The organism is Rhizobium sp. S96, from assembly GCF_030382195.1.
GTDB lineage: Bacteria > Pseudomonadota > Alphaproteobacteria > Rhizobiales > Rhizobiaceae > Rhizobium.
Map to the genome: position 1 here is coordinate 140,395 of NZ_JAUDRY010000012.1, position 26,957 is coordinate 167,351.

At 61.6% G+C, this 26,957-nt stretch carries 22 protein-coding genes and 1 pseudogene; 7 read left to right on the plus strand and 16 right to left on the minus strand.

Annotated features, from left to right (window positions below; all coding sequences use genetic code 11):
- Window positions 1-30: 30 nt before the first annotated feature.
- Together QTL94_RS15490 and QTL94_RS15495 are read right to left on the minus strand one after the other, a co-directional pair.
- On the minus strand, window positions 31-807 hold the full coding sequence (locus tag QTL94_RS15490; protein WP_289802476.1) for a class GN sortase: 777 nt from the start codon (window positions 805-807) through the stop codon (window positions 31-33).
- Window positions 797-3,148 (minus strand): marine proteobacterial sortase target protein, encoded by a 2,352-nt coding sequence (locus tag QTL94_RS15495; protein WP_289802477.1) that lies wholly within the window; start codon window positions 3,146-3,148, stop codon window positions 797-799. Before QTL94_RS15495 ends, QTL94_RS15490 begins: the two co-directional genes overlap by 11 nt.
- Window positions 3,149-3,522: 374 nt before the next feature.
- Between QTL94_RS15495 and QTL94_RS15500 the strand changes: the two genes are divergently transcribed.
- Window positions 3,523-4,725, plus strand: coding sequence for a pyridoxal phosphate-dependent aminotransferase (locus QTL94_RS15500; RefSeq protein WP_065693438.1), 1,203 nt, complete (start codon window positions 3,523-3,525; stop codon window positions 4,723-4,725).
- A gap of 80 nt (window positions 4,726-4,805) precedes the next feature.
- Here the strand turns inward: QTL94_RS15500 and QTL94_RS15505 are convergent, their stop codons facing one another.
- Window positions 4,806-5,444, minus strand: coding sequence for a methyltransferase family protein (locus tag QTL94_RS15505; protein WP_065693439.1), 639 nt, complete (start codon window positions 5,442-5,444; stop codon window positions 4,806-4,808).
- A 159-nt stretch (window positions 5,445-5,603) separates the two neighbouring features.
- On the minus strand, window positions 5,604-6,701 hold the full coding sequence (locus QTL94_RS15510) for a calcium:cation antiporter (RefSeq protein WP_289802478.1): 1,098 nt from the start codon (window positions 6,699-6,701) through the stop codon (window positions 5,604-5,606).
- 233 nt (window positions 6,702-6,934) lie between these two features.
- Here QTL94_RS15510 and QTL94_RS15515 point away from each other — a divergent pair, with 233 nt between their 5' ends.
- Window positions 6,935-7,216, plus strand: coding sequence for a DUF2188 domain-containing protein (locus QTL94_RS15515; protein ID WP_065693441.1), 282 nt, complete (start codon window positions 6,935-6,937; stop codon window positions 7,214-7,216).
- A 30-nt stretch (window positions 7,217-7,246) separates the two neighbouring features.
- Here QTL94_RS15515 and QTL94_RS15520 read toward each other — a convergent pair whose 3' ends face one another.
- Window positions 7,247-8,158 (minus strand): LysR family transcriptional regulator, encoded by a 912-nt coding sequence (locus QTL94_RS15520; RefSeq protein ID WP_289802479.1) that lies wholly within the window; start codon window positions 8,156-8,158, stop codon window positions 7,247-7,249.
- Between the two features lie 92 nt (window positions 8,159-8,250).
- Between QTL94_RS15520 and QTL94_RS15525 the strand changes: the two genes are divergently transcribed.
- Window positions 8,251-9,261 carry an NAD(P)H-binding protein gene (locus tag QTL94_RS15525; RefSeq protein WP_289802480.1) on the plus strand — a complete coding sequence of 337 codons (1,011 nt, stop codon included), beginning with the start codon at window positions 8,251-8,253 and terminating at the stop codon, window positions 9,259-9,261.
- On the opposite strand, the gene QTL94_RS15530 is transcribed toward QTL94_RS15525, so the two are convergent.
- The 6 genes from QTL94_RS15530 to trxB all read right to left on the minus strand — a co-directional run bounded on the left by QTL94_RS15530 (window position 9,258) and on the right by trxB (window position 15,183).
- Window positions 9,258-10,061, minus strand: coding sequence for an aminoglycoside phosphotransferase family protein (locus QTL94_RS15530; RefSeq protein WP_289802481.1), 804 nt, complete (start codon window positions 10,059-10,061; stop codon window positions 9,258-9,260). The two genes, QTL94_RS15525 and QTL94_RS15530, sit on opposite strands and share 4 nt — an antisense overlap.
- A gap of 74 nt (window positions 10,062-10,135) precedes the next feature.
- The gene (locus tag QTL94_RS15535; RefSeq protein ID WP_289802482.1) at window positions 10,136-11,257 is read right to left on the minus strand and encodes an alkene reductase; all 1,122 of its coding nucleotides are present in this window, start codon (window positions 11,255-11,257) and stop codon (window positions 10,136-10,138) included.
- A 28-nt stretch (window positions 11,258-11,285) separates the two neighbouring features.
- Window positions 11,286-12,452, minus strand: a complete 1,167-nt coding sequence (locus tag QTL94_RS15540; protein WP_289802483.1) for an MFS transporter — start codon at window positions 12,450-12,452, stop codon at window positions 11,286-11,288.
- Between the two features lie 2 nt (window positions 12,453-12,454).
- Window positions 12,455-12,748 (minus strand): ArsR/SmtB family transcription factor, encoded by a 294-nt coding sequence (locus QTL94_RS15545; RefSeq protein ID WP_065693447.1) that lies wholly within the window; start codon window positions 12,746-12,748, stop codon window positions 12,455-12,457.
- 541 nt (window positions 12,749-13,289) lie between these two features.
- Entirely contained in the window at window positions 13,290-14,186 is an 897-nt protein-coding gene (locus QTL94_RS15550; RefSeq protein WP_065693448.1) for a LysR family transcriptional regulator VtlR, read from the minus strand.
- Window positions 14,187-14,208: 22 nt separating this feature from the next.
- The gene (trxB, locus tag QTL94_RS15555) at window positions 14,209-15,183 is read right to left on the minus strand and encodes a thioredoxin-disulfide reductase (protein ID WP_065693449.1); all 975 of its coding nucleotides are present in this window, start codon (window positions 15,181-15,183) and stop codon (window positions 14,209-14,211) included.
- 231 nt (window positions 15,184-15,414) lie between these two features.
- On the opposite strand from trxB, the gene QTL94_RS15560 reads away from it, so the two are divergent.
- Window positions 15,415-15,882 (plus strand): Lrp/AsnC family transcriptional regulator, encoded by a 468-nt coding sequence (locus QTL94_RS15560; protein WP_065693450.1) that lies wholly within the window; start codon window positions 15,415-15,417, stop codon window positions 15,880-15,882.
- Between the two features lie 97 nt (window positions 15,883-15,979).
- Here QTL94_RS15560 and QTL94_RS15565 read toward each other — a convergent pair whose 3' ends face one another.
- The 3 genes from QTL94_RS15565 to greA all read right to left on the minus strand — a co-directional run bounded on the left by QTL94_RS15565 (window position 15,980) and on the right by greA (window position 18,607).
- Complete coding sequence (locus QTL94_RS15565) at window positions 15,980-16,939, minus strand: glycosyltransferase family 2 protein (RefSeq protein ID WP_289802484.1); 960 nt, start codon at window positions 16,937-16,939, stop codon at window positions 15,980-15,982.
- Between the two features lie 111 nt (window positions 16,940-17,050).
- A complete protein-coding gene (locus QTL94_RS15570) occupies window positions 17,051-18,124 on the minus strand; it encodes a glycosyltransferase family 4 protein (RefSeq protein ID WP_289802485.1) in 1,074 nt (357 codons plus the stop codon).
- Between the two features lie 6 nt (window positions 18,125-18,130).
- Window positions 18,131-18,607, minus strand: coding sequence for a transcription elongation factor GreA (gene greA / locus QTL94_RS15575; RefSeq protein WP_065693453.1), 477 nt, complete (start codon window positions 18,605-18,607; stop codon window positions 18,131-18,133).
- 249 nt (window positions 18,608-18,856) lie between these two features.
- Between greA and QTL94_RS15580 the strand changes: the two genes are divergently transcribed.
- The 3 genes from QTL94_RS15580 (at window position 18,857) to QTL94_RS15590 (ending at window position 22,014) form a co-directional block, all read left to right on the plus strand.
- The gene (locus QTL94_RS15580; RefSeq protein ID WP_289802486.1) at window positions 18,857-20,089 is read left to right on the plus strand and encodes a putative DNA modification/repair radical SAM protein; all 1,233 of its coding nucleotides are present in this window, start codon (window positions 18,857-18,859) and stop codon (window positions 20,087-20,089) included.
- Complete coding sequence (locus QTL94_RS15585; protein ID WP_289802487.1) at window positions 20,089-21,555, plus strand: UdgX family uracil-DNA binding protein; 1,467 nt, start codon at window positions 20,089-20,091, stop codon at window positions 21,553-21,555. The genes QTL94_RS15580 and QTL94_RS15585 overlap by 1 nt, the downstream gene beginning before the upstream one ends.
- An 81-nt stretch (window positions 21,556-21,636) precedes the next feature.
- Window positions 21,637-22,014, plus strand: coding sequence for a VOC family protein (locus tag QTL94_RS15590; protein WP_289802488.1), 378 nt, complete (start codon window positions 21,637-21,639; stop codon window positions 22,012-22,014).
- On the opposite strand, the pseudogene QTL94_RS15595 reads toward QTL94_RS15590, so the two are convergent.
- Together QTL94_RS15595 and carB are read right to left on the minus strand one after the other, a co-directional pair.
- Window positions 21,998-23,290, minus strand: a pseudogene (locus QTL94_RS15595) (T6SS phospholipase effector Tle1-like catalytic domain-containing protein). The gene QTL94_RS15590 and the pseudogene QTL94_RS15595 sit on opposite strands and share 17 nt — an antisense overlap.
- Window positions 23,291-23,446: 156 nt before the next feature.
- On the minus strand, window positions 23,447-26,935 hold the full coding sequence (carB, locus tag QTL94_RS15600; protein ID WP_289802489.1) for a carbamoyl-phosphate synthase large subunit: 3,489 nt from the start codon (window positions 26,933-26,935) through the stop codon (window positions 23,447-23,449).
- Between the last annotated feature and the right edge of the window lie 22 nt (window positions 26,936-26,957).

Sequence of the window (26,957 nt, forward strand, 5' to 3'; positions counted from 1 at the left end):
CGTGGAGCGGCGAGGGCGGTCGTTCAACCCTCACCGGGGTCCCGATGACGGATTTGTGTTGGCCGGCGAAACGCTTCCGGTCGCCTGTGCGTCAACAAGTTCGGCTTCGACGATATAGCGCAGCGGCCCGCGCTCCGTTGCACCGAACGGCCAGCACGTCGCCAGCACAAGGCGACGGCCCGGCGCAGATGGATCGATGCCGCTCTCGTCCCAAGGCACCACGCGGCCTTCTCCCGCCTTGAAGGACAGGATCTTTCCGTCGCGGCGCGTCACCTCGATCTCATCGCCGGGCTGAACATCCTTCAGCCAGCGAAAATGGGTGTCACGATGCGCGGCGATCACCGAGGTTCCCTCATCGCCCGGCTGCGGCGTGTTGGTGAGCCATGCCGGGCCAAAGGCGAGGGCTTCACCTGATGCTCCCGACAGCACGATCGCATGCTTTCCAAGGCGTGGCGCGCTGACTTCGGCTTCGGTGGTGAAGTCGGCCCACGGCCACGGCTTGGCATCCTCGCCGCGGAGTTCGGCGGCAAAGGCGCGTTTCAGGAGAAGCTGCGATAGCTCCGCCTTTGCCTTGATATAGAGGCCATCGCCGATCAGGATCGCGCCATACAGCGCAAGGAGCGCGATGCAGGCAGCGATCGCCTTCTCGATTGCCGAGAGGCGAGGCAGGCGCAGTCGCCTGTCCCTGGGGTCGGCTACGTCGTAAGCGGTCGCCGCTGCGGTGGCCATTGCCAGCTCAAGGATGGTCGGAAGCGCGCCGAACTCGCTGACTTCCTCATTCAAGCTCTTGCCCAGTCTACCGGTCATGCGGCTTGGCTCCTGCGAAAATACCGCGCACCCTGCGCCGCCAGACGGCCAACCCGCTTGCCGCCGTCAAGGCCAGCAGCAGCATGGTCAAGCCGCGCATGATCTGCTCGTCGGCGCGGGTCGCCGTTTGCGGCAGCTTGACGGACGCCGAGCGCTGGGCAATCAACCCGGCCGCTTTCGCCGTCGGTGCCGCAGCCATCCGCGCCTCGGCCAGTTGCGCAAACTCCTGTTGCGGTGCCGCCATGGCGTGATCCGGCGTGCTGCTTGGCGAGATCGGCGCGGGTGCCGGCTCGCCGTACACCTTCTCGAAATCCCAGCCTTCGGGCAGGTTGAGCGGTACCTTCGCCGCGTTGACGGGCTCACCGGCTGGGCGCGACGGCGTGACGTCGACGGCAACGAGGCTGGTCATGCGAGAAACGAGGTGGTGTGCAAGCGCGACGCCTTCGACGTCCTTGTCGAGCGATGTGGGGTCTTGCCGCTCGTAGGAGCGGGCTTCGAGATCGTCGATCTTGCGGCGCGCCCAGAGCTTCGAAATCCCCTGGCCGTCGGCGGCATTGGCGATGTCCATGTCGACACGCCAGGGCTGTGCGCCCGTCTTTCCGATGATCTGGAGCTTGCCGGCAGGTTTCTCCTCCGGCAGCTCGGCAGTGAGCACCACCGGTTCGCCAGCGTAAAGATCAGCCATCGGGTTTGGCGTGATGTCTTCGGCCTTCACGCCATCGAATGTCGCGGCGATGTCTGTCATCGCGGGGTTCTGGAGCTTGGCGAAGAGCTCGCCCATCCGGCTCGCGACCTGATCGGATGAGCCGATCTGGGTAAACGTGCCGCGCCCCATCTCAGCGGCCTTCGTCATGAAATAGGAGTTCGGCGCCGAGCCGATGCCGACCGTGAAGACCCGGGCATCGCCACGGCTCTGCGCAATTTCCATGAAGAGTTGCTGCTCGTTGCCGATCGCGCCGTCTGTCAGGAATACGACCTGACGAAGCGCGCCGGCCGCGACCGGGCCCTGGTTGCGCAGGGCATCCTGCAGCGCCGGAAGCATTTCGGTGCCGCCGTCCGCGGTCAGGCCCCTGACAAAGGCGATCGCCTTTTCGCGATTGTCGGGGGAGGCTGCTACGAGGCCGTTGAAATAGTCCGTCATCGTGTCGTCGAAGCGGATGACATTGAACCGATCGTCGGGGTTCAGTTTGGCGATCGCGAGTGCGAGGCTTGCCTTTGCCTGTTCGATCGACGGGCCGGACATCGAGCCCGAGTTGTCGATGACGAAAACGACTTCACGCTTGGCGGGCGGGGCGGCGGTGTCCGGCGTTGCGGGCGGGGTGACGAAAGCGAGCAGGTAGGTCTTGCCGTTCAGGACTTCGCGGAAGAGACCGGCGCTTGGCGTCTTTCCGGCCGCGGCCTTCCAGGTCAGTTCGAAGTCCTTGTCGGCTGGAACGCTGTCACCCTTCAGCGAAATCGTACGGTTTTGGTCGCCGTCCTGGTTGATATCGACGTCATGGAACGAGGATTTGACGTCGCCGAGCGGAAAGCCTGCTTTCAAGTTCACGGTGAGAGCAACAGGGTTGATCTTGGCGTTTTCGCGCGGGTCGAGCACTGGTGCTTCGATCTTTTCGCGGTTTTCGACGGGATCAGTCGGCACCGCGAAGCCCGCGCCATTGTTGAACTCCACCGTCTGCACGATCGGGGCCGGATTGTAGCGAGGGGCCACGACCATCGGGAAGCGCAACGAGAATTCGCCGCCGCTCTGGTGGACGGCTTGCTGGTATTCGATCTGCACGACGATGGTTTCGCCGGGGCCGATATTGGCGACCTGATTGGTGAAGATGTTGGGGCGCTGTTGCTCGAGAAGCGCGGCCTTCTTGCCTTCCGCCTTTGCCTGCTCGTAAATTTCGCGGGCTTCCTGCCTCGGCTTGATCTGCCCCTCGATGAACCGTTCGCCGATCTGCATCTTGAGAACGTCCACGGCTGAGTTTTCGGGGAGAGGGAAGACGTAGGTGCCTTCCACCCAGCCCTTGCTGGGGTTCTGGAAACGTTGCGTGACCTTGATGCGCGCGACCGGGCCGGACACGTCCATCTGGACGTCGGTCTTTAGACGCGGCGCCTCGACGAAGAAGCCGGGTTCTTTTGCCGGGAAGAGCAGGGAGCCGCTGTTGACGTCGTTCGGGCGGACGAGGCCGGCGAGCTGTCCGCTCTTTGGCTGTCCGTCGTCGGCGTAGGCGACGGTCACCAGCCCGAACGTCATCAGGATCGAGGCGGCAAACGCCACGAGTGCAATCAGCAATGACATTGAAACGCGGCGGGCGCGCAGGCGCCCTATGACAACTTCGTCTTCCACAAACATGGCATGTCCCTCACGAACCAATAGCGGATGCATCAAAATGCTTCTCGGATCTCGGCGCGCTCGCGACCGAATTGCGGCATGCCGCGGCATTTGTTGCGGCCAATTCGTGGCAAAGGTCGATATTGGCGAAGTTTTTGATTTCAGGGCCTAAATCGGGCTCACTTGAGATATCGATTCAAGTGCTTCGCAAAATGATTCAGACCGACGGAGGCATCGAGCCGCGAATCAACGCGCACCGCGACCGATCGATCACGAAGAATCATTGGCCCCATCACGCCTTTGAGCTTGAAATGCCTGCTCACATTGGACATAGAGCTTAGCGCAGAATTCCGGTCCCGGGTTTCTGCCCAAATCAACCGTATAGGACCGATATCATGGCCTTTCTTGCCGATGCTCTTTCCCGTGTGAAGCCTTCAGCCACCATCGCCGTTTCCCAGAAAGCGCGCGAGCTGAAAGCCAAGGGGCGCGATGTGATCGGCCTTGGTGCCGGTGAACCCGACTTCGATACGCCTGACAATATCAAGAAGGCTGCCATCGACGCGATCAATCGCGGCGAGACGAAGTACACGCCGGTCTCCGGTATCCCGGAACTGCGCAAGGCGATTGCTGCGAAGTTCAAGCGCGAAAACGGTCTGGAATATTCCTGGGAGCAGACGATTGTCGGCACCGGCGGAAAGCAGATTCTTTTCAACGCCTTCATGGCGACGCTGAATCCGGGCGATGAAGTTGTCATTCCGGCGCCGTACTGGGTTTCCTACCCGGAAATGGTATCGCTGTGCGGCGGCACGCCAGTTGTCGTCTCCGCGACCCAGGAGAACAATTTCAAGCTTCAGGCTGCCGATCTCGACAAGGCAATCACGCCGAAGACGAAGTGGTTCATCTTCAACTCGCCGTCCAACCCGTCGGGTGCTGCCTATACCCATGACGAGTTGAAGGCGCTGACCGACGTCCTGCTCAAGCACCCGCATGTCTGGGTGCTGACCGACGACATGTACGAGCACCTGACCTACGGCGACTTCAAGTTCGTCACGCCCGTCGAAGTCGAGCCGAAGCTCTACGACCGCACGCTGACGATGAACGGCGTCTCCAAGGCCTACGCGATGACCGGATGGCGTATCGGCTACGCTGCCGGCCCGATCCAGCTCATCAAGGCGATGGACATGATCCAGGGTCAGCAGACCTCGGGCGCGACCTCGATTGCCCAGTGGGCCGCCGTCGAGGCGCTGAACGGGACGCAGGACTTCATTCCTGAAAACAAGAAGATCTTCGAAGGTCGCCGCGACCTCGTCGTATCGATGCTGAACCAGGCCAAGGGCATCACGTGCCCGTCGCCGGAAGGTGCGTTCTACGTCTATCCGTCCTGCGCCGGCCTGATCGGCAAGACGGCCCCGTCGGGCAAGGTCATCGAGACCGATGAAGACTTCGTTTCGGAACTGCTGGAGACCGAAGGCGTCGCAGTCGTTCATGGCTCGGCCTTCGGCCTTGGCCCGAACTTCCGCATCTCCTACGCGACCTCCGAGGCACTTCTCGAGGAAGCCTGCAAGCGCATCCAGCGTTTCTGCGGCGCCTGCAAGTAAGCCGTTTCAGAACATCCAATAGCAAAGCCCGCCTGGTTTCCTCCAGGCGGGCTTTTTGTTTTGGGTATTGTTTGCCGGGTCTAAAAGACGAACGGGATCAGGCGATATCGCGTCGACTTGGCGAAGTCGCGGTAGGCGGCATCCTCGCCAAGAATCCGTTCTTCCGCCAGGATCCGGAAGCACTGGGCGACAAGGCAGGTAGAATAGACGAGCAGGTTCCAGATGCTTGGATGAACCGTCAGGAAGGCGATGTGCGTCAGCAGGTAGCCTGCATACATTGGGTGACGCAGCAACTGGTAGGGTCCGCCGATCTTGACGCCGCGATTGGCGGGGGCGAGCCCGAAGCTGCGCCGCAGCGCCAGCTTTGCCGAGATCTGCAAAAAGAAGCCGGCGATCGTGAAGAAGAGCGCTACCGCGATCGGTGCAATCGGTTCGGCAGCACTCGGGGCGACGAGAAGCGGACAAAATGTGCCGATCGCCGTAAAGGCCCAGTCCCGGGGATTGCGGGAAAGCGTCTTGGTTGGACGCCGCAGAAGAATGAAGAGGACCGCAACGGCCTCCGATGTCAGCACCAGCGTATCGATGATTGCCGAGGCGCCGGCCATGTGCGGCACAACACGCCACCAGACGGCCACGCAGGCGATGAGCAGGAGGGACTTTTCTACGATGTCGACCACAAGTGGCAGGGACGGGGCCGACGTAATAGAATTGACCCGCATCGTTTAGCTCTCCACCTCGGTTCAAGTTTTCATCTTTTATCGGCGATAGCTTAAATAAGTATCAAGGAAACTTGCGAGTTGATGCACCCCATGTGGCGGCTGGATTGAGCGATGTGCGCCAAGGCGAGACGCGCTTGTTTGTCTCGGTCTATCGCTGCTTCACAGCCCCAATGCCGACAACATGAGGAAGGTTGCGAAGAGGATGAAGTGGGTCATCCCTTCGATCGCGTTCGTTTCCCCGTCGTTCAGGTTGATGGCCGCGGCGATGAGGGTGATGGCGACCATTACGGTTTGCACCGGGGTCATGGCCATCACGAAAGGCTGGCCGGTGTAAAGCGCGATGCCCTCCATGACCGGTACCGTCAGGATCACGGTCGAGAGGGACGCGCCCATGGCTATGTTGACGGTCGCCTGCATTCGGTTGCGTAGCGCAGCGCGCAATGCCGTCAGGATTTCGGGCGCCGCCGAGATCGCGGCGACAACGATGGCGGTGAGGGCGATCGGCGCGCCGGTGCCTCTCAGGCCCGATGTCATGAAGGTGGACATGAATTCCGCCAGCGCGCCGATGATGACGACGCCGACGAGAATGGTCACGATGGAGGCCGTTGCCGATTCCTCTTCATGATGGTCATCGGTGGCGTCTTTCTTTCGTTCGGCGCGCGGATAGCTGTAGCTGAAGAAATAGCTGTGCTGGCCGACCTGCATCCGCAGAAACAAGGCGTAGAGCGCAATCATGGCGACGATCGTGAAGGCCGAATAATAGTGCCATTTGTCATCGGGCACGAATTCCGGAACGATCATCGATATGCCCATCGCCGTCAGGATCATGACGCCGTAGGTCTTGCCGGAGTTGTCATTATAGGGCTGCTCGCCGTGCTTGAGGCCGCCGAGGAGGGCGGCCAGCCCCAGGATGCCGTTGATGTCGAGCATCAGGGCCGAATAAATCGTGTCGCGGACGAGGGTGGGAGAGCCTTCACCGCTCATCATGATGGCGAGGATGATAACCTCGACCGCCACGGCGGAGAGCGTCAGGATCATCGTGCCGTAGGGATCACCGACCTTGACCGCGAGGATTTCGGCATGGTGGGCGACGCGCATCGATGCCAGCACGATCGTGCCGACGAGGGCTGCTGCCGCGCCCAGCACCACGCCTTGCCCCATCTCGAGGACGGCATGTTCCGTGGTGAAGGCGATCACCCCGACGACGAGCGCCACGAGGAGATATCTTTCGTCTTTCAAGCGCGACGCAATCGCCAATGGACGGCTCCGATTTTGATTCACCTCTCAAGTCTAAGGCGATGATTTTACATATCAAGTGAGCGGGCTGATCCGCGTGGTTTGCAGTCTGGGCGATTTAATGGAATACTAACGCATCGGTCAGCCGGAAGCATATCGCGGCGCCCTTCGTTTTCTTGCCACGCGGCCCGCGGCGGAACTGGATTCAGTCCGGTCGGTGTTCGGGTGAGCAGAAAAGAAGAGGAGTGAAATGCATGGTCAAGGTGGTCTATGAAGTCGTCCCGCATGACGGGGGCTGGGCCTACCGGCTGGGAGATGTGTATTCCGAGGCATTCCCGACACATTCCGAAGCGCTTGAAGCTGCTCGCATCGTAGCGGCCGAACAGCAGGTCGGCGGCGATTCCGCCGAGATCAGCTGGCAAGACGACAAGGGAAAATGGCATGAAGAATATGCCGAAGGCGGTGACAGACCGGAGACCGAAGTGGTCGACGGAAACTGGAAGACCCGTTCGGCTGAAGCTTCTCCGGGTGCTTGACCACATGGCAATTCCTGTCTGAACAGTTGGTCAGGCGGGATTTCTGCGCCCTGTTTTCCTTACATAATCCGTCAAGCCTTCCACCAGCGCATCGAATGTGACGCGATAGCGTGGCGTCGTCCTGATGCTCTCGTGCATGACCACCCATGTTCCGAGCGGTATCTCGAAGACGTCAGCCAGGATGTGCTCTAGGTCGGGGTCTTGTGCCGCAAGCCCATTCTGGCAGATGCCGATCCCAAGGCCGGCACGGATGGCCGAAAGCTGCGCGAGCGGGCTATCGGCCTTGAAGGAAAAGTCGATGTCTTGGGGGATCCGGAATTGCTTGACGAGGCTGCGGATATAGGCGGTCTGGCGATCGAAGCCGATGAGGCGGTGGCCGGCAAGATCGTCGAGAGACTGCGGCCTTCCATATTTGTCGAGGTAACGACGGTGCGCGTGAAAGGCGAGCGGGATATCGCCGATGCGCTGCGCGACGAGCGCATCCTGGGCAGGGGCGGTCATACGGATCGCAATATCAGCCTCGCGGTTCAGCAGATCCTCAATGGCGTCCGACGCGGACAGTTCGATGTCTAGATCCGGATAGGCGTCCATGAGGGGGACGAGGATCCGCGGCAACACTTCCACGCCGATCACTTCGCTCGCGCTGATGCGAACCGTACCGCCAACACGACCGCGACTGCCGGATGCCGTGCGCAGCAGCGCCGCTGATGTTGCCGCCAGGGCCTCGGCATAAGGGCGCAGCTCCAGGGCTGCTTCGGTCGGCAGCAATCCGTTTGACGAGCGGACAAAGAGCTGGGCGCCGATGGTGTCTTCGAGCGCATCGATGTGACGGCCAATGGTCGGTTGCGTCAGCCCGAGTTCGCGGGCTGCGGCAGAAAGCGAACCGTGCTGGAGCACTGCCAGCAAGGTGCGGTAAAAATCCCAGTTCGGCTCCATGTCCATAAAAATATGTATAACGGCTGCACGATTTTCGTCAATTTTGTTTATGTTGATGTCGGCGCATAGTCGGCCCATCGAACGTGATGGAGGTTTGAATGACCGACGAAAGACAGAAGATTGCTCTTGTTCTCGGCGCGACTGGCGGGATTGGCGGCGAGGTTGCACGCAAGCTCATGAGCGCTGGTTGGCAGATCCGGGCAATGCATCGCAATCCGACCAAGGCCGGGGCCAACAAGACCGGCTTCGAATGGCTTCGCGGCGATGCGATGAAGTCCGGCGATGTCATGGAAGCGGCGAGGGGTGTCGATCTGATCGTGCATGCCGTCAATCCTCCCGGCTATCGGGACTGGGAAAAGCTGGTGCTTCCGATGCTCGACAACACGATTGCCGCTGCACGGGAATACGGCGCACTCATCCTTCTGCCGGGCACGATCTACAATTTCGGACCCGACTCGTTTCCGACGTTACGCGAAGACAGTCCTCAGCATCCGGTGACGAAGAAGGGTGCGATCCGCGTCGAAATGGAACGGCGCCTGCGCGTGGCGTCGCAGAATGGCGTCGGCGTGATTATCGTGCGTGCCGGCGACTTTTTCGGTGCCAATGCTGCAAACAGCTGGTTCTCGCAGGGCATGGTCGCGCCGGCAAAACCGGTTACCGCGATCAAGAACCCTGCAAGGCGCGGCGTCGGCCACCAGTGGGCCTATCTTCCCGATGTGGCGGAAACAATGGTCCGCCTTGTCGAGCGGTCGGCCACGCTGCCGGCATTTGCGGTCTATCACATGAACGGGTTCTGGGATGCGGACGGCAGCATGATGGCCGCCGCAATCAACCGGGCTGTCGGAGGAAAGGCGAAAGTCCGGGCGTTTCCCTGGTGGATCGTGCCGCTCGCCGCACCCTTCGTGACATTCATGCGCGAGCTGAAGGAGATGCGCTATCTCTGGCGCGAACCGCTGCGGATGGCGAATGACCGGCTCGTGGCGGAACTCGGCGAGGAACCGCATACACCGGTCGACGAGGCGGTGAGAGCGTCGCTAGCGGCATTGGGCTGTCTGCCGGAGATGCCGGTGGCCGGCGTTCAGCCCCGGCTCACGCGACAGCCGTCCTAACCTCGCTCCAATATGGCGATAGCAATGCGGGCGACGGTCAGCGGGCTTTCGGCCGCTTCGGTGGAGCCATCGCCGAGGAACCAGGCCGCCGATAGGCCCGCATAGGCGATGATCCAGCGCAGCGTGCGCATGGGGTCGAGGTCGGCCTCTGTGGTGACGATCGCGAGTTGCCGTTCCATTCGAGCGGGCTGGTTGGTGCTCGGCAGGTCGTGATTGGCAAAGATGTTGGCGAAGTCGAAGCCGCGCTCACCGATCAGGCCCTTGGGGTCGATCGCCAACCAGCCATGCTCCTCGAAGTCGAGAATATTGCTGTGGTGGATGTCGCCATGGAGAGCGACGGGATCACGAGGCTCGGCAAGAAGTGCCGTTGCTATCCTGCTCGAATGCGGGAGGACGCCGCCGTGTGTCCGCGCGGCCGGCTCAAGCTCTCGGAACCAATGGTGCAGCGGAATGAGTGCCGGGTGTGGTTTGGCGCGGGGAGCGTGCAGCTTTGCTGCCGTCTGGCAGATAAGCCTGCTTGCCTGATCGTCCTCGCCATTCATCGCCATCGTCAGCAGGGAGCGGCTGCCCGTGGCGCGCTCAAGCAATATTGCTTCCTTGCTATGGGCGTAGACCTTGGCGGCGCCTATACCATCCCACCACTGCATCAGCGCCCCGCCGGCTCGCTCGGCATCGTCATGGGCAATCTTCAGCATTGCCGGCTTGCCGTTCCAGCGCACGGGCAGCAAATGGCTGCAATGGGTAACGATGGGGTCGCCGTCCGCGATCAGCTGCCAACGCGCGAGAGAAGATTCGAACATGGCGTATGCTACCCGGCCCGCCTGAAAAAGAAATCCCGCCGTTGGGCGGGATTTCATCGTTCGGATCGCTGCTATCAGGCAGCCGTTTCCAATGCGGGATAATCAACATAGCCCTTCGAACCGCCGCCGTAGAGGGTTGCCTGATCGAGGCCGGCGAGGGGAAGGTTGTTCTTCAGACGCTGAACCAGATCCGGGTTGGCGATAAACGGCTTGCCGAAGGCGACAAGATCGGCACGTCCGCTCTCAACCGCATCGATCGCCAGTTCGCGGTCGTAGCCGTTGTTGACCATCCAGCTCGCCTTGCCACCGGCCTTTTCGTAGGCTGCGCGCAGCGCCTGGTAGTCAAAGGGCTTGTCGCCCTGTTGGAAGGCACGGTCGCCGCCGGTTGCGCCTTCGATGACGTGTACGTAGGCGAGATCATACTTGGCCAGTTTCTCGACCACGTATGTGAAGACCGGCTGCGGATTGGAGTCCGCGGCGTCGTTGGCGGGCGTTACAGGCGAGATGCGGATGCCGGTGCGGCGAGCGCCGATTTCCTTGGTGATCACATCGACAACCTCGAACAGGAAGCGAGCGCGGTTCTCGATCGAGCCGCCGTACTGGTCGGTGCGATCGTTGATGCCGTCGCGGAGGAACTGGTCGATAAGGTAGCCGTTTGCAGCGTGGATCTCGACGCCATCGAAACCGGCCTCGATCGCTGCGCGAGCTGCCTTGCGGTAATCTTCGACGATGCCGGAGAGTTCCGAGGCTTCCAGCGCACGCGGCTCGGAGGTCGGGGCAAAGCTGCCGGTGCCATCCGGGTTGACGAGGTACGTCTTCGACTTCGCGACCGTGTTGGTCGAGGAGACGGGCTTGCCGCCATTCGGCTGCAGCGTGGTGTGCGAGATACGGCCGACATGCCACATCTGCACGACGATCTTGCCGCCTTCCTCATGCACGGCCGACGTCACGCGCTTCCAGCCGTCGAGGGCTTCCTTGGTATAGAGGCCGGGGACGTCGGCGTAGCCTTGGCCCTGGTGCGTGATGGCGCTTGCTTCCGTGACGATGAGACCGGCGGTTGCGCGCTGGCGGTAGTATTCGACGTTCAGGTCGTTCGGAACTGCGCCCGGGGAGCGGTTGCGCGTCAGCGGAGCCATGACGATGCGGTTCTTGACGGCGATGTCGCCGACCTGTGTTGGTTCGAAAAGCTTGCTCATGGGAGTCCTTTCTTCGTTTACGGGAGGATCATTCGGCAAGGGCAGGCACTGCCCGGCCCTTGGCGGAAAGATAGGTGAATGCCGTGGCGACCAGTCCGATCAGTGCCAGCAGCGCGGCGATAAGCGGTACACGGGTGAGGTTGAAACCTGCGTCGATGACCAGCCCGCCAGCCCAGGCGCCGAGCGCGTTGCCGGTGTTGAAGGCGCCGATGTTGATCGTGGACACGAGGTTCGGCGCGTCCTTGCCGAAGCGCACGACGCCAACCTGAAGCGCCGGTACCGCGGCAAAGCTTGCCATTGCCCAGAGGAAGAGGGTGATCTCGGCTGGAACAAGGAAGGGGCTGGTGAAGCTGAAGGCGACCGAGGTGATGGCGATCAGGGCAAAGATGCCGGCGAGCGTTGCTCCAAGCTTCCAGTCCGCGGCCTTGCCGCCCAGGAGGTTGCCGATGGTCAGGCCGAGGCCGATCAGGAACAGCGTCCAGGTAACGCCTTCAGGCGAAAGGCCCGTAACGTCGCGCAGCAAAGGAGCGATGTATGTGAAAAGCGCAAACATCGAAGCGGCAAAGAAGACCGTGGTCGAGAGTGCCAGCCAGAGATGCCCGTTCTTCAGCGCGGCGATCTCGCGGAAGATGTTGCCCTGTTCCTCATCGCGATCTCTCGGCAGGATGGCGATCAGACCAGCAATGGTCACGATACCGATCGCGGTGACAACAGCGAAGGTCGACCGCCAGCCGTATGCCTGGCCGATGGCTGTGCCAAGCGGCACACCGAGGACGTTTGCAAGCGTGAGGCCGGTAAACATCAGCGCGACGGCACGAGCCTTGCGGTCCGGGGCGACGAGATTGGCGGCAACGACCGAACCGATCCCGAAGAATGCGCCGTGGCAAAGTGCCGTAACGATGCGCGCGATCATCAATACCCAGTAATTCGGGGAGAGGGCGCAGAGTAGGTTGCCGGCAATGAAGAACGCCATCAAGGCAATCAGCGCGGTGCGCCGTTTCAGGTGCGCGGTCGAAACAGCCATGATCGGGGCGCCAATGGCAACTGCCAGCGCGTAGCCGGTGACAAGCCACCCGGCCTGGGGAATCGTGACCGAGAGATCAGCGGCGACCTCGGGCAGGAGGCCCATGATGACGAATTCCGTCGTACCTATCGCAAAGGAGCTCAAGGCCAGCACAAGAAGGGCGAGGGGCATTATCACAAATCCTGAGTGAGCTGCTTCAAGAAGGCAGCAATGGTTTCTTCGTTGCGTTTGTAGAAAATCCATTGGCCGACGCGCCTCGTTGTAACGAGGCCGGCGCGGCTGAGCGTGCCCAGGTGCGCGGAGACGGTCGACTGCGACAGGCCGCAGCGCTCAAACTGGCTGGCGCAGACGCCCATCTCGAGCGGATGTTCCTGCGAGCTGAAATGATCTTGCGGGTTCTTCAGCCAGTTCAGGATCTCCAGCCGCGTCGGGTGGGAGAGGGCCTTGAGGATTTCGTCTTTGTCCATCGTCTTTCATCGAACCATATATCGCCTTCTGTCGATATATGGATTGGTGCTTTTCGATATTCAAGTCACGACACAGTGAGATGGCTGGGTTTTGCGTGGTTAAATTTTAAGCAAAAAAAGAGGGCCACCGAAATGTCGGGGCCCTTTAAGGTATGAAGGTCAATAAACCTCCAGAGGGGAACAGCTAACGCGGTGGCACTGGGAGAGAACCACCAAAGTGCATCAGCTGAGTGCGATATGATGCTTTCGCAGGCATATTTCAATGCCTGTTTGCGCATGCCTGCTATGCAATGCAGCATTTCGTTGTTGCGGTGCGGAAAAAGCGGGCAAAAAAAGAGGGCCACCGGAAAGCCGGGGCCCTTATAGGTGTGAAGGTAAAAACCTCCAGAGGGGAACAGCTAATGCGGTGGAACTGGGAGGAAAAGCCACCGTGTGCATCAGCTGAGTGCGATATGGTGCTTTAATGGGCAAACGGCAACCCCCGTTTATGCATGCCAGTCATGCGTAAGTTGCACAGCTTGCACTTTCAGGCGAGAAACAACTAGAAGTTCCAGTTTCTCGCCTTGCTGACGATGAAGTCGCGGAAGGCCTTGAGCTTCGCCGCATTCTTCATTTCATCGGGGTAGCAGAAGTAGGTGTCGAACGACGGCACGTCGGCGTTGATCGGCAACTGGATCAGGCCCGGATCGCGGCCGACGATGTAGTCGGGCATGCAGGCGACGCCCATGCCGAGCAGGCAGGCGCGCTTGATCGAGGTCTGGCTGTTGATCTGCAGATGCGGAATGCGCTTGTTGTCGGAGGAACGGCCGGCGACCTCCAGCCAGTTTACGTCGAGCAGATAGTTCGGTGCCGGTTCGCCGAAGGTGATGATGCGGTGATTGTCGAGATCCTCGACCGTCTGCGGTTCGCCATACCTGTTGATATAGGAGGGGGCCGCGTAGACGTGCATGTGCACGGTGAACAGCTTGCGCTGGATCAGGTCTGATTGGACCGGCTGGCGCAGGCGGATGGCGCAATCCGCATAGCGCATGTTCACATCCACTTCCTCGTTGTCGAGGATGAGCTGGATCTGGACATCAGGATAGAGCTGCATGAACTCCTGAATCTTGTCCGTCAGCCAGCCCTGGCCGAGGCCGACAGTCGTCGTGACGCGCAGCTTGCCGGTCGGCGTTTCCGTCGTTTCGGTGAGTTGCATCTTCACCGTTTCGAGCTTCAGCAGCACGTCGTGCGCAGTGCGGTAGAGCAGTTCACCCTGTTCGGTGAGAATCAGGCCGCGCGCATGGCGGTGGAAGAGCTTGGTCCCGACGTCCTGCTCCAGCGCGCTGACCTGCCGGCTGATTGCGGATTGGGACAGATGCAGCTTGTCGGCCGCATGCGTGAACGATCCGGCTTCGGCAGCTGCGTGAAAAATACGCAGCTTGTCCCAGTCCAATGGCATTCCCCCACCCCTCATGCCGATCTTACTCCGCGGCCACGGCGACAGGCATGTGGCCCGTCAGATAACGTTCGGCTTCGAGAGCGGCCATGCACCCCATGCCGGCAGCGGTGACCGCCTGGCGGAACGTGTCGTCCGTCACGTCGCCAGCGGCATAGACGCCTTCGACGTTGGTTGCCGTCGAGTCAGGAGCGGTCCAGATGTAGCCGTTGTCCTTCAGTTTGAGCTTGTCCTTGAAGAGCTCCGTTGCCGGCGCGTGCCCGATGGCAACGAAGACACCATCGATTGCCACGTCGCTGATCGCACCGGTGCGTGTATCGCGCAGGCGGGCGCCCGAGACGGACGGCGGCATCGGCGGCTTGGCGGGCGTGCCGGTGATTTCGGCGACTTCCGTGTTCCACAGCACCTTGATGTTTTCCTTGGCGAACAGGCGCTCCTGCAGGATCTTTTCCGAGCGGAAGCTGTCGCGACGGTGCACCACGGTGACCGACTTCGCGATGTTGGAGAGATAGAGGGCTTCCTCCACGGCGCTGTTGCCGCCGCCGACGACGATCACGTCCTTGTTGCGATAGAAGAAGCCATCGCAAGTGGCGCAGGCCGAAACGCCGAAGCCCTGGAAATGCTGTTCGCTCTCGATGCCGAGCCACTTGGCTTTGGCGCCGGTTGCGATGATCAATGTATCTGCCGTCCAGACCTGGCCGCTATCGGTGCGCGCCACGAAGGGACGCGTGTTCATCTCGACCTCGGTGACGATGTCGCTGACGATCTCCGCGCCGACGTGCTTGGCCTGCTGCAGCATCTGGTCCATCAGCCACGGACCCTGGATCGGATCGGCAAAGCCCGGATAGTTCTCGACATCCGTGGTGATCATCAGCTGTCCACCTTGCTCCATCCCGGCAATCAGGACCGGCTTCAGCATGGCGCGCGCTGCATAGACGGCAGCGGTATAGCCGGCAGGGCCGGATCCGATGATGAGGACCTTGGTGTGGCGGGCGGACATGTGTGTATTCCTTTCAACTGGCAGGACGCGGCGGCCAAAAGCGAAGGCGACCGTAGCGCGATCCATTCGCCATTTATGAACGACCAATGCTTTTATTCAAGGGCAGCCTTGCGTTACCAACAAGGCATTCCCGGCTGCTGTGCAAGATTCCGACGCGAGCGCGAAACAATCTTGCGTATTGCGTCGCTTTATATAGAAGCTGGCGCAGGGAAATTAAAGAAAGGCACAAGCGTGGTTCGCGCTGAACTCGATGCCATCGACATAAAGATCCTGCGCGAGCTGCAGGCAGACGGCCGGATGACCAACGTCGAGCTCGCCGACAGGGTCGGAATCTCGGCTCCGCCGTGCCTGCGACGCGTGCGCAAGCTCGAAGAATCCGGCATCATCGAAGGCTATCACGCGATGCTGAACAGCCCGAAGCTCGGCTTCGATCTGGTCGCCTTCTGCATGGTCGGCCTCAAGCACCAGTCGGAAGCCAACCTGAAGGCGTTTGCCGCTGCCACCGCACAATGGCCGCTGGTGCGTCAGGCATGGATGGTCTCGGGCGATAGCGACTTCCTGCTGCATTGCGTCGCCGAAAACCTGACGCGCTTCCAGGACTTCGTGATCGAAGTGCTGACCGCAAACGAGCACGTCGACACCGTGCGCACGATGCTGACGATCCGTCAGGTGAAGCGGCTGGGGCTAGTCGAGGTGTGATTGTGTTGGTAGGCCGCAAGCCTGCGCAATGCGGTCCTGAGGTGTAGGATGATGGTGGCGGGATCCGTCCACCATCACGCGCAAGACCAGATCTGTACTAGCTGCCCGTCACTTCGCTGTAGAGCGACGACTTCGTTCCGGCGACGTAGCCGATGCGTCCGGATATCCAGCCCATTGTTCGCGCGGCATCAAGCATAGTCTTGCCGCCGGTCAACGGGATGGCGATCAGCTGACCGAGCAGGATCACGGCTTTGAGCGGCACCGGCAGAACCCCGACGATCGCGGGGCGGCCGAGCGTCTGGCTCTTCCGCCGGATATGCGTGTTCGATTGATCTCGTGCGCGGCGATACTGATAGGCGAAGCTCAGGCGCTCTGGCGGGATCGTTTCATACACAAATGCATCCGAGACCCAGCCAGTGACAAGACCGGCACGGCGCACGTCGGCGTAAAGCTTGGAGTCCGTGCCGCCCGTGTAGCGCATCGCTTCGTCGAACCAGATGTTATGCGTCTTGAAGATCGAAAGCTCCGCCAGCCAGTTATTGGTGACGATCGTGACACGATCGGTCGAATTGAGGGTCGCGAGCTGCTTTGCGCGCGCCTCCTTCTGGGCGTAGCGGGCCTCGACGTTCTCGTACATTCGTTGCTGGATATAGGAGAGTTTGGCTTCGGGCGGACGCGAACGCAACGGTGCGCCGAGAAGGGCTGCATTGCTCCGGCGATAGCCGTCGATCATGCGGACCAGCCAGTCTTCCGCAACCTCCTCGTCGTCGTCGACGAACAGCAGGAGATCGGCGTCTGCGGCGATCGCTTCCTTGGCCGCGCGATTTCTGCCGAAAGGAATGCCGAGTTCCGTCTCCAGGACATAAAGGAGGTTAGAATTCGGGAAGTTCCCACGGTTGGCTTCCATAACGGCAGCGGCGGTCTGCTCCGTATCGTTTTCGACAATCAGAAACGTCACCGTGCAGTTGTCCGGAATAGTCATTCCTGCCCAGGAGCCGAGAAGCGCATTCAGCATCTCTGGCCGACGACGCGTCAGCGACGATACGAAAATCTTCAAGTGCTGTTCAGCTCTCGACATGGACCTATTGTTACCCGTTTGCACTATTGTTCATTCAAGCCGCCTTGTTTTTTAGGCGATCTCAGGAAACCCGTAAACATCGCGACGGCGCTATACAGACATATAGACCGCGTTCAGCCGCTGCGCTTCGCCCTCGATGCTGAATTTTTCCATCGCATGCGCGCGGGCTCTTGCCGACGCCGCATGTCGCCGGTCGGCCTCGTCCATGAAGCCTGCCGCGGTGTCGGCCATGGCTTGAAGGTTGTCGCGCGGTATGATGACGCCTGTCTCGTTTTCGCCGGTGACCAGCAGTTCCGGGAAGGCGCCAACATCCGTGGCGATCACGGGAACGGCAGTTGCCATGGCCTCGAGCGGGGTCAGGCCGAAGCCTTCCCAGCGCTGAGGCGCGATGAAAAGGTCGAGCGTACGGTACCAGTCGTTGATGTTGGTATGCTCGCCGACGAAGAGCATGCGGTCCGCCAATCCTGCGGCGGCGACGCGGTCCTTGAGGTCGTTCTCGAAGCTGATGTGCTGAGGCGTAGCACGCCCGGCAACGATGGCGATCCAGTCCGGCCGGGTGGGCAGCACGCGGATCATGCTGTCGACGAAAAGGTCGGTTCCCTTCTGGTGGCGGACGCGTCCGAAGCAACCAATGACATTCTTGCCGACGTCGAGCCCGCAGGCGCGCTTTGCCTCTGCCTTGTCTGCCGGGGGCGAAAATCGGGCGGTGTCGATGCCATGCATGACCACGCTGTTTGGCACTTCCAGATAGTCCGCGGTCCGGCCGCTGGTGGCGATGACGGCATCCATCCTGGAGACCAGCCATTTCGTCCAGCCGCTGTGGCGGCGCTGCGAAGCGGACGTGAATACGATCTTCAGCTTCATGCGCAGGATATCGCGCATGAAGATCGCCGGCAGCATCTCGATATTGCGGCGCGCATGCCAGATGCGGAAGCGCCGGCCGCGAGGTGCCGTCCAAAGTTGGAGGAGGTCTCTGAAACGGATGTGGGGCAGATCGACCGGCAAGCCGGGTCCCAGTGCCGCAACCCTCTGGCCGAGGGCGCGCTGCACTGGAATGAGCTGGATGATGGTCGACGTGACGCCGGAGAGCCGCTTCTTGAAGTTCGGCGCTATGATCTCGACGTCAGCAATATCGACAACAGCTGCTTGGCGGCGATCTGCCAATGTCCATCAGCCCCAGGTGATGGCGAGCACTTCGTAGGCCTTGGAGCCGCCCGGCGCGTTGACTTCGATCGAGTCGCCGACCTCCTTGCCGATCAGCGCGCGGGCGATCGGGGAGGAAATGGAGATGCGGCCCTGCTTCACGTCGGCTTCCTGGTCGCCGACGATCTGGTAGGTCTTTTCTTCCTCGGTGTCCTCGTCGACGAGCTTCACCTTGGCGCCGAACTTGATCGTGCTGCCGGACATCTTGGAAAGGTCGATGACTTCAGCGCGTGCGGTCAGATCCTCAAGCTCGCCGATGCGGCCTTCATTGTGGCTCTGCGCTTCCTTGGCAGCGTGATATTCGGCGTTTTCCGAAAGGTCGCCATGGGCACGGGCTTCTGCGATTGCCTCGATGATACGCGGGCGCTCTTCCTGCTGGCGCCAGCGCAGTTCTTCCTGCAGCTTGACAAACCCACCCTGCGTCATCGGTACCTTATCAACCATTTTCCTGTCCTTCAGTCCCTGTATCCGCTTAGGCGCAGACACAAAAGAAAACAGGTCCCGAAGTGGAACTTCGGAACCGTGCTACATCGTCATTGATTTGGGGTTATAGCAGATCGCCGCCGCGAATTTCCAGAAAATTCGATAACCTGACTTGCAACCTTCGGCGGCTATTCGCGCAAAACTTGAAAATCATCAATCGCAACGGCGTTTTCTTGACTGTTAGCGACGGAACATATAGTGAACATAGGCATGAAGAAGTCCCTTGAAGAGCGTTTGGCCATCCTTTCGGATGCGGCCAAGTATGATGCCTCCTGCGCTTCCAGCGGCACGACGAAGCGCGATTCCGGAACGACCGGCGGGCTCGGTTCGACGGAGGGTGCCGGCATCTGCCACGCCTATGCGCCGGATGGACGATGCATTTCGCTGTTGAAGATACTGCTGACCAACTTCTGCATCTACGACTGCGCGTACTGCATCAACCGCTCGTCCAGCAATGTGGAGCGGGCGCGGTTCACGCCGGAAGAGGTTATCTGGCTGACGCTGGAGTTCTATCGGCGCAACTATATCGAGGGGCTGTTCCTGTCCTCGGGGATCATCCGTTCCTCCGACCACACGATGGAGGAGATGGTACGGATCGTGCGCGAGCTGCGCACCACGCATAATTTCCGCGGTTACATCCATCTGAAATCCATTCCCGAGGCCTCGCCGCATCTAATCGAGGAGGCCGGGCTTTATGCCGACCGTCTGTCGCTCAACATCGAGCTCCCGACCGATCGCGGCATCGCCCAACTGGCGCCGGAAAAGAAGCCGGCCAGCATTCGTCGCTCGATGGGCGATCTCCGATTGAAGATCGAGGCGGCGTCCGAGCCGACATTGCAGACCAAGCGGCGCAAGCGTTTCGTGCCGGGCGGGCAGAGCACGCAGATGATCGTTGGGGCCGACGGGGCCAATGACGCGACGATTCTCGGGACCAGCGCGCAGCTTTATGGAAGCTATGGGCTGAGGCGCGTTTACTACTCGGCTTTCAGCCCCATTCCCGACTCTTCGAAGAACCTGCCGTTGATCAAGCCGCCCTTAATGCGCGAGCACCGGCTTTATCAGGCGGACTGGCTCTATCGCTTCTATGGTTTCGGGATCGACGAGATCACGTCCTCGCAGGACGGCGGGATGCTCGACCTCAATCTGGACCCGAAGCTTGCCTGGGCGCTCGGCAACCGCAGCGATTTTCCGGTCGATATCAACAAGGCGCCGCGCGAGACCCTGCTTCGGGTGCCGGGGCTGGGGACGAGGACGGTGAAATCGATCCTCTCGGCGCGACGCTTCCGAAAGCTGCGGATAGAGGACCTGACGCGGCTCGGTGTGTCGATCAAGAAGGTGCAGGCGTTCATTTCAGCCGAGGGCTGGTCGCCGCGCCGGCTGATCGACCGGCCGGATCTGAGGGCGATGTTCGACCCGAAGCCGGAACAATTGTCGTTGCTGTGATGATTACCGTGTTGCTGGAGGGCCGGGGAGAATTGGCCGAGTGGCGCGACGCGGCGCGGCGGCTGGCTGCCTCGGGTGTCGCGCCCGAGGAGATCGAATGGCGGGAGCGGTATCGCGAGACGGATCTGTTTGCGGCGCCTGATACCGTACCGAAGCTGCCGGCGCTCGAAGCTTCCAAGCCACTGACGGTGCCGCCCGCCTTCATCGGGCTTGCGGAGGCGGTGATCTGCCATAGCGATCCGATGCGGTTTTATCTGCTCTACCGGCTGCTTTGGCGGCTGCAAAGTGATCGCTCTTTGCTCGACGTCGCCTCGGACGAGGACGTGGCGAGGGCACGCGCGATGGACAAGAGCGTGCGGCGTGACGCTCACAAGATGACGGCCTTCGTTCGGTTCAAGGAGGTGGGGTCGGGGATCTCGCTCAACGGGCGGCGGAAGTTTCTCGCCTGGTTCGAGCCTGATCATCACATCGTCGCCCGCAAGGCGCCGTTCTTCCACAAGCGGTTCAACGACATGGACTGGGTGATTGCGACGCCCAGGGGCTCGGCTGCCTGGGATGGCGAGAAGCTGACTGTCAGCCATGATCCGTGCGAGAAGCCCGATCTCACCGATCCGGCCGACCAGCTGTGGCGGACCTATTACGCCAACATTTTCAATCCGGCGCGCCTGAAGGTGAAGGCGATGCAAGCGGAGATGCCGAAGAAATACTGGAAGAACCTGCCCGAGGCCGATCTCATTCCGGGCATGATAGCCGACGCGGAAAGCAAGGTTCTGGCGATGGCGAAACGCCAGGCGAGCGAGCCGCTGCCGTTTCACGACCGGCTGCAGGAAGCCGCGCGCCGGGTGCCCGCAGCACCTAGGGCGCCGGTGGGCACGCTGGCGGCGCTTCGTGAGGAGGCGGCCGTCTGCACCCGCTGCCCGCTGCACGAGAAGGCGACGCAGACGGTGTTCGGCGAGGGACCCGAGAATGCAAACGTGATGTTCGTCGGTGAGCAGCCTGGAGATCAGGAGGATCTCGCCGGGCGGCCGTTTGTCGGGCCCGCGGGCAAGGTGTTCGATCAGGTGGCGGGCGAGGCGGGAATCGACCGGCGGTCGGTCTATGTGACCAATGCGGTGAAGCACTTCAAATACGAGCCGCGCGGCAAGCGCCGCATCCATCAGAGGCCGAATATGGGCGAGGTCACGCATTGCCGCTGGTGGCTCAATCTGGAGATCGAACTCGTCAAGCCGAAGCTGATCGTCGCCATGGGCGCCACCGCGCTGACGGCGCTGACGGATACGAAGCACAAGCTGTCGGATATCAGGGGGCAGCCGATCAGGATGGGGAAGGAACGAACACTGTTCGTCACCGTCCACCCGTCCTATCTGCTGCGCATTCCCGACGAGCGGCTGAAGGCGGAGGAGATGGCGCTGTTTCGGGCGGATATGGTGCGGGTGCGGGAGCTGATGGCGGGCATGGCGGCCTGACGATCGCTCGCCTTGCGAATTGCCATGGCGCTTCGGCGCGAATGTTGTAGCGTTGCCGGCAAAACAATCTGGAGACCGTTTATGTTCGATCATGTGTCGATTGGTGTGAAGAGCCTTGAGAAGTCGCAGGCGTTCTACGATGCCGCGCTGGCCCCGCTCGGCTATGAGCGGCTGACGAATTTCGGCAATGTCAGCGGCTATGGCGCCGATCGGGTGGGGCTATGGGTCGGCGAGGTGGCGCGGCCTGTGGTGCCTGACATGGAGTCGGGGCTGCATTTTTGCTTCGTCGCGCCGAGCGAGGAGTCCGTCGATGCATTTTACGCGGCAGGCCTTGCCAATGGCGGAACCGACAATGGTGCGCCGGGCGTGCGGCCGGATTACAGCCAGTTCTATTATGCCGCCTTCGTCATCGATCCTGATGGCTACCGGCTTGAGGCCTATTTCAAGCGGCCGGAGTGATCGGAACGACCTTAGAATCTTCTGATGGTGGCGGGCCGTCGTTGCTCCAGGGCTCCGTCTCGAAGCGTAGCGGCAGGTTCGGCGGCGCGTAGGGCGGTGCTGTCGTCGACGACAATCGGTCGATCACCGATTGGTGCAGTGAGGCGCCGTCGGGTATGAAGCGGCGGTCGGCCAGCGGCAGGTAGATGCGCGTCGTGTCGCCGCGCTTGCGCCAGGAGGTGATCGGCACACGCCTCGGCACATATTCGAGCAGCCTCCATGCCCAGTTCATGGAGTCGTGCAGCGGTGCCGTTGGGGCCGGCCGGACATAGCTCTTCGTCGGGTTGTCGCCATGGACGAGTTCGTTGACCGCGTCGTCGTTATAGGTGAGGCCGGTGCTTCGGGTCTCGGCGATCATCCAGGCGAGTGGTATCTTGATTGTCGCACTCTCCGCTTCCGGATAGCCGCCGCCGATATCGCCGTGGACGCCTGAGAACCAGACTTCCTTCACGTTCTGCGGGGGCGGTGTCGGTGGCTTGAAGGGGCCGCCCCAGTAGTCCTGTCCCGGCCGCCAGGGAAGCGGATTGAACATGGTTCGCCGCTCATCGATGGCGAGCGCGTGGCGGACCACTTCGACGCTCGGATTGCGATCGGTGAAGGGAAGCGTCAGGAGTTGCGGGCGCCATTTGCCCCAGACGATGACCGAGGACACGGTGTCGAAGAGGCCGAGCAGCTTGATCGGCGGGCGGTCGGTCTTCAGCGTGCGCTCGTAAAGGCGCATGGTCTTGAAGGCCGAGGGTGCGTCCCAATCGACATCGGCGGCATCCGCTCCGCCCTGTTGCTGCTCGCTTTCGGAGATGCCCTTGTAGGTGTTGTAGGCCTAGTCGATCAGATTGACGTGGTACTTGCTCATCAGCCCGAGCGAATGGACGAAACCTGCCAGCACCCGTGCCGTATAGGCGCCGCGGCTGAAACCGAAGATGTAGATGTTGTCGCGATCCCGGTATTCCTGATCGTCCCCCGGTTCGCCGGGCTCGTAGTTGTCGACGAGGAAGCGGTAGGCTTCCTTGACGTTCTGATCGAGGCCTCATCCTGTCGCCAGGCCCCAGAGCTCGACCGTCTTGCGGTAGGCGTTGGACCAGGCATTGGCGGCCCCGAAAGTGCCGACGCCGGGATCGTAATAGACGATCTGCTTGTCGCTGCGGTCGAGAACGCCGAACAGCCTCAGAACATTGGTGCGGTCAGCGGAGATTTCGTTCGACGTGCCATCGAACAGAATGACGATATTCTTGCCCATCGATGCCCCTCACGTGTGGGGATATCGTAACATGATCGCGAAGGGTTTGAAATCTCAGGTGGATTGTCGCGTTTTGCGACACTTCGGCGTGTCGCCGCGTTGGCCGTCGTGCGGCGGAAAAGCCGGCCGTGAAGGGTCACGGCCGGCCTTGATATCTTAGGCGAAGTAGCTCTGCAGCGGGCGAACTTCGAGGTTGCCGGCCTTGAGCGCCTTGATCGCCTGGGCGGCTGCCTCGGCGCCGGCCATGGTGGTGTAATAAGGCACCTTCTGCATCAGCGTCGCGCGGCGCAGCGACTTGGAGTCGGAGATCGCCTTGTTGCTATCGGTCGTGTTGATGACCAGCTGGACCTGACGGTTGCGGATCGCGTCCTCGATGTGCGGACGGCCCTCGAGCACCTTGTTGATCTTCACGGCCTCGATGCCGTTTTCGGCGAGGAAGCGGGCGGTGCCGCCGGTGGCCAGAACCTTGAAGCCCTGTTCGACCAGCATGCGGATCGCGGGAAGGACGCGCGGCTTGTCGTCGTCGCGTACCGATACGAAGACCGTTCCGTCACGCGGCAGTTCGACGCTGGCGCCGAGCTGCGACTTGGCGAAGGCCAGCGCGAAATCGGTGTCGAGGCCGATGACTTCGCCGGTCGAGCGCATTTCCGGGCCGAGCAGCGTGTCGACGCCGGGGAAGCGGGCGAACGGGAAGACGGCTTCCTTGACGGCGATGTGCTTCAGGTTGCGCGGATCCGGCTTCTCGCCATAGGCGGCAAACAGCGGATCGAGCTTTTCGCCGGCCATGGCGCGGGCGGCGATCTTTGCGATCGGGGCGCCGATGGCCTTGGCGACGAAGGGAACGGTACGCGAGGCGCGCGGATTGACTTCGAGCACGTAGACGGTGCCGTCCTTGATGGCGAACTGCACGTTCATCAGGCCGACGACGTTGAGTGCCTTGGCCATCGACTTCGCCTGGCGCTCGAGCTCGTCGATCATCTCGGGCGAGAGCGTGCGCGGAGGCAGCGAGCAAGCCGAGTCGCCGGAGTGAATGCCGGCTTCCTCGATATGCTCCATGATGCCGGCGATGAAAGCGTCCTTGCCGTCCGAGAGGCAGTCGACGTCGACTTCGATGGCGTTCGACAGGTAGCTGTCGAAGAGCAGCGGGTTCTTGCCGAGCAGCGTGTTGATCTGGCCGGTCTTGTCGTTCGGGTAGCGCTGCTTGATGTCTTCAGGCACCAGCTCCGGAACGGTGTCGAGCAGATAGGTCTGCAGCATGCTCTCGTTGTGGATGATCTGCATGGCGCGGCCACCCAGAACGTAGGACGGGCGAACGACCAGCGGGAAGCCGATCTCGGTGGCGACGAGGCGGGCCTGCTCGACCGAGTAGGCGATGCCATTGTTCGGCTGTGTCAGGTCGAGCTTGATCAGGAGCTTCTGGAAGCGGTCGCGGTCTTCGGCAAGGTCGATCATGTCAGGCGCGGTGCCGAGGATCGGGATGCCGTTCTTTTCCAGCGCTTCGGCGAGCTTCAGCGGGGTCTGGCCGCCGAACTGCACGATGACGCCGACGACTTCGCCCTTTTCCTGCTCAGCGCGCAGGATTTCGATCACGTCTTCGGCTGTCAGCGGCTCGAAGTAGAGGCGATCGGAGGTGTCGTAGTCGGTCGAGACGGTTTCCGGGTTGCAGTTGATCATGATGGCTTCATAGCCGGCGTCGCGCAGAGCGAACGCGGCATGGCAGCAGCAATAATCGAACTCGATGCCCTGGCCGATACGGTTCGGACCGCCGCCGAGGATGACGACCTTCTTGCGGTCGGAGATTTCGGCTTCCGAGCGGGCGGCGCCGACGAAGGGCGTCTCGTAGCTCGAATACATGTAGGCGGTCGGCGAGGCGAATTCGGCGGCGCAGGTGTCGATGCGCTTGAAGACCGGGCGGACGTTCAGCGAATTGCGCAGTTCCGCCACTTCCTTCGGGCGCTTGCCCGACAGGGTCGCGAGGCGCGCGTCGGAGAAGCCCATGGCCTTCAGCGTGCGCAGGTTGGCGGCATCGGTGGGCAGGCCGTGCTCGCGAACACGGGCTTCCATGTCGATGATCGCCTTGAACTGGGCGATGAACCACGGGTCGATCTTGCAGCCTTCGTGCACTTCTTCTGGGCTCATGCCCATGCGCAGTGCCTGTGCGACCATGCGCAGGCGATCAGGCGTCGGCGTGCCGATGGCGGCGCGGATGGCGTTCTGGCTGCCTTCGCCTTCCTCCACGCCGGGGATTTCGATTTCGTCGAGGCCGGTGAGGCCGGTTTCGAGACCACGCAGCGCCTTCTGCAGCGATTCGGCGAAGGTGCGGCCGATCGCCATGACTTCACCGACCGACTTCATGGCCGTGGTCAGAACCGGCGAGGCGCCCGGGAACTTCTCGAAGGCAAAGCGCGGGATCTTGGTGACGACGTAGTCGATCGACGGTTCGAACGAGGCCGGCGTCGCGCCGCCGGTGATGTCGTTGTCGAGTTCGTCGAGCGTGTAGCCGATGGCGAGCTTGGCTGCGACCTTGGCGATCGGGAAGCCGGTGGCCTTCGATGCCAGCGCCGACGAGCGCGAGACGCGCGGGTTCATCTCGATGACGACGAGGCGGCCGTCCTTCGGGTTGACGGCGAACTGAACGTTCGAGCCGCCGGTCTCGACGCCGATCTCGCGCAGAACCGCGATCGAGGCGTTGCGCATCATCTGGTATTCCTTGTCGGTCAGCGTCAGAGCCGGCGCGACAGTGATCGAGTCGCCCGTGTGGACGCCCATCGGGTCGATGTTTTCGATCGAGCAGATGATGATGCAGTTGTCCGCCTTGTCGCGGACGACTTCCATTTCATATTCCTTCCAGCCGAGAACCGATTCTTCGATCAGGACTTCCGTCGTCGGCGAGGCATCGAGGCCGCCGCCGATGATCTCGAAGAACTCCGAGCGGTTATAGGCAATGCCGCCGCCGGTGCCGCCCATGGTGAAGGAGGGGCGGATGATGGCGGGCAGGCCGACGACGTCGATTGCCTGGGCGGCAATCGCCATAGCGTGGCTTATGTAGCGCTGCTTGCGGTCGGTCTCGCCGAGGTTCCACTGGTTTTCCAGCGCGTCGAGCGCCTTGTCGAGTTCGGCGCCGGAAAGGCTTTCCTTGAGCTTGTTGCGCTCGGCCTCATGCGTCTTGCGGTCGGCGTCCTTGATGTCGGTGGCGTTGGCGAGCATCGAGCGCGGGGTCTCAAGGCCGATGCGCTCCATGGCTTCGCGGAACAGCGCGCGGTCTTCGGCCATGTCGATGGCGGCCGGCTTGGCGCCGATCATCTCGACATTGTAGCGATCGAGCACGCCCATGCGCTTCAGGGAGAGCGCGGTGTTGAGCGCCGTCTGGCCGCCCATGGTCGGCAGCAGCGCGTCGGGGCGCTCCTTGGCGATGATCTTGGCGACGACTTCGGGGGTGATCGGCTCGACGTAAGTGGCGTCGGCGAGACCCGGATCGGTCATGATCGTTGCCGGGTTGGAGTTGACGAGGATGACGCGGTAGCCTTCCTCCTTCAGCGCCTTGCAGGCCTGGGTGCCGGAGTAGTCGAATTCGCAAGCCTGGCCAATGACGATCGGTCCTGCGCCGATGATGAGGATCGATTTGATGTCTTGGCGCTTCGGCATGGGCTTTTTTCCGTTTCCTAGC